3 protein-coding genes are annotated in these 2,687 nt (G+C 46.5%); all 3 read left to right on the forward strand.

Annotation, left to right across the window (positions count from 1 at the left end):
• The first annotated feature begins 99 nt into the window (after positions 1–99).
• Genes tnpA through tnpC form a run of 3 tightly spaced genes read left to right on the forward strand, consistent with a single transcriptional unit; the run spans position 100 to position 2,529 of the window.
• On the forward strand, positions 100–453 hold the full coding sequence (gene tnpA, locus AB4589_RS25600; RefSeq protein ID WP_372101976.1) for an IS66 family insertion sequence element accessory protein TnpA: 354 nt from the start codon (positions 100–102) through the stop codon (positions 451–453).
• Positions 450–806, forward strand: a complete 357-nt coding sequence (gene tnpB, locus AB4589_RS25605; RefSeq protein WP_102491964.1) for an IS66 family insertion sequence element accessory protein TnpB — start codon at positions 450–452, stop codon at positions 804–806. The genes tnpA and tnpB overlap by 4 nt, the downstream gene beginning before the upstream one ends.
• Before the next feature lie 55 nt (positions 807–861).
• Entirely contained in the window at positions 862–2,529 is a 1,668-nt protein-coding gene (gene tnpC / locus AB4589_RS25610; protein WP_371691542.1) for an IS66 family transposase, read from the forward strand.
• Positions 2,530–2,687 lie beyond the last annotated feature (158 nt).

Below are 2,687 nucleotides of genomic sequence, written 5' to 3' on the forward strand. Positions count from 1 at the left end.
AGTCAGTACTGTTCGAAAGTAAGCGTCTTTAAATCGACTCATTCAATCCTTTCAATAAACGTCGTAACCTTTAACTTTGATCGTTAAAGGTACTCGAAAATGTCTCAGCATAGATCTCAACAAGAATGGCTACGCCTTGTGCAGCAGTATTACAATGGTGAACAGCCCGCTGCTCAGTTTTGTTTAGAGCACAACCTTCACCCAAAAACGTTTGACAACAACCGCCGTAAACTACACCACTTAGTCAACATGCCTAAAAAACGAGAAGATTCACTTTCTGAATTCGTTGTCGTTGAAAAAACAACCAAGCTAAACCCCAAAAACGAGCAACAGCCATCCTCTACGTTACCCACCGAATTACGCCTTGAGGCGGGGGCATGCTCTCTTCGTATACCCCGTGATGTCACTCCTCAGTGGCTGGCTCTTTTACTGAAGGAGCTTGCTGTTGTATGAAAATGTTCCCTGATATCTCTGTTGTCTATCTCCACAAGGCGCCCGTCGATTTTAGAAAGGGCATTAACGGCTTGAGCTTTATTGTTGAACAGAATATGAACCTTAATCCCTTCTCCGAAGCGCTATTCGTCTTCTGTAATCGCACGCGGGATAAGCTCAAAGTTCTTTACTGGCAGCGCAATGGCTTTTGCCTCTGGCAAAAGCGACTCGAAAAAGACAAGTTCGCTTGGCCAAGAAAAATGCCAGGGCAAACACTCTCATTAACGGAAGAGCAGTGGCATTGGTTGCTCGATGGACTCGACATCGAAAAAATGAAACCCCATCAAACATTGAATTACCAAAGTCTTAATTAAATTAAAAAATAATAGCGTATAAGGAACTTTCGCGGGTCTCTGCGATCTTCCTTATATGCCAAATAAAAATAAAGAAGATGAGCTAGCGCTCTTACGTTCAAAAGTGACCGAGCTTGAATCTACGGTACTCACTCTTCACCAATCTCTAGGCGAAAGTGAATCGAACATACTCACACTTCGACAATCTCTAGACGAGAGTAAATCGAACGTACTCACGCTTCGGCAGTCTCTAAACGAGAGCGAATTAACCATCCAATCTCTGGTTGAAAAACTCAACCTGGCACGGCGTAAACGCTTCGGTAGCAGCAGTGAAACTATGCCCCCTCAGGACTTAGAGTTCAATGAGGCGGAGACTCATGCCGATACGACAGGTGAAGAGGAAACGCCCGATAATCTGAATGATGACGCCTCGGAAGAGGAAAATACTTCATCCGAGACAAAACGTCGTGGTCGCCCAAAGCTTCCCGAAGACCTACCACGAGAGCGAGTCGTGGTGGACATACCAGAATCAGAAAAAACCTGCTCGTGTTGTCAGTCGATGCTCTGCAGGATGGGGCAAAGCACCAGTGAAAAACTGGTGTATATCCCGGCGAAGTTGTACGTTGAAGTCACTGAAAGACCCAAATACGTCTGTCGTCAATGTGATGCGTTAGGAGAGAAGAGCGTTGTTGCAATGGCTCCACCGCCAGCATCGATTATCCCGAAAAGCATCGCGACTCCCTCTTTGCTTGCGCAAATTATCACGAACAAATACCACTACGCCCTGCCTCTCTATCGTCAAGAATCGCTGTTCAGACAATATGGGCTAGCGCTCAGCCGAAAAACGATGAGTCAATGGATACTGCGTTGCGCTGATAAGGTAGAGCCGTTAATCGCCTTACTGAAAGAAACCCTCCTTGCTCAAGATGTTCTGTTCGCGGACGAGACCACGTTGACCGTGCTCGATGACGAAAGAAAGAAAAGTTACATCTGGTTGTATGGGTGTGGTCCAGACCGGGGCGGTAATGCGCAATCTCCCGGTATCGTCTTGTTCGACTACCAGGAAGGGAGTCGGGGGCACCACTGCCCTGAATCGTACCTGTCAAACTACACTGGATACCTTCATGTTGATGGGTATAAAGCGTATGAAAAGACAGAAGCGAAGTTGGTGGGTTGCTGGGCTCATGCAAGACGTAAGTTCATAGAGGCAGAGCAGAGCCAACCAAAAGGCAAGCAAGGAAAAGGGGGTAAAATCCAGTGGGCAGTCAGTTGGTTCCAAAAGCTCTATCGTGTTGAACAAGCCCTCAAAGATAAGACGAGGGAAGAGCGATATGTTACCCGCCAATCAAAGACTCAGTCTCTGCTCAATGAGTTCAAGGCGTGGTTAGATAAATCGGTCACTCAGGTGCCCCCTAAAAGTAAATTGGGTGAGGCGATTAGCTACAGTCTCAATCAATGGTCGAAGCTAGTAAGAGTTATCGATGATGGCGGGTTAAGCATGGATAATAACCGAGCGGAACGTTCAGTACGTCCGTTCACGGTAGGACGGAACAACTGGTTGTTCTCTAAGACTCATAATGGAGCCCGCGCCAGTGCAGTGTTGTACAGTCTTATCGAAACCGCGAAGGCTAACGACTGTGAGCCGTATGAGTACCTCGAATACGTGTTACGAGAAATCCCGAAACTGAAGAGTGAGGATGACCATGGTCATCTTCTACCTTGGAACATGCCAAAAACGAACTAGTCCCCGTCCCTTAATAGCGTTCAGAATGACAGATACCGCCTTAGTTGGCGGTATCTGTGTTGATATTAGAAAGTCAATGAGTCGGTTCGTAGACGCTTACGTTCGAAAGACTATCGAGACCTCATAAGCACTTATAATTTAAAACAAAGTATGAGTAG

The sequence above is a fragment of the Vibrio sp. 10N.222.49.A3 genome, from assembly GCF_041475145.1.
In the GTDB taxonomy this organism is placed as follows: domain Bacteria; phylum Pseudomonadota; class Gammaproteobacteria; order Enterobacterales; family Vibrionaceae; genus Vibrio; species Vibrio tasmaniensis_A.

Coding starts and splice junctions, on each gene's coding strand:
- tnpB (WP_102491964.1), top strand. CDS start 450: ATGAAAATGTTCCCTGATATCTCTGTTGTCTATCTCCACAAGGCGCCC.
- tnpA (WP_372101976.1), top strand. CDS start 100: ATGTCTCAGCATAGATCTCAACAAGAATGGCTACGCCTTGTGCAGCAG.
- tnpC (WP_371691542.1), top strand. CDS start 862: ATGCCAAATAAAAATAAAGAAGATGAGCTAGCGCTCTTACGTTCAAAA.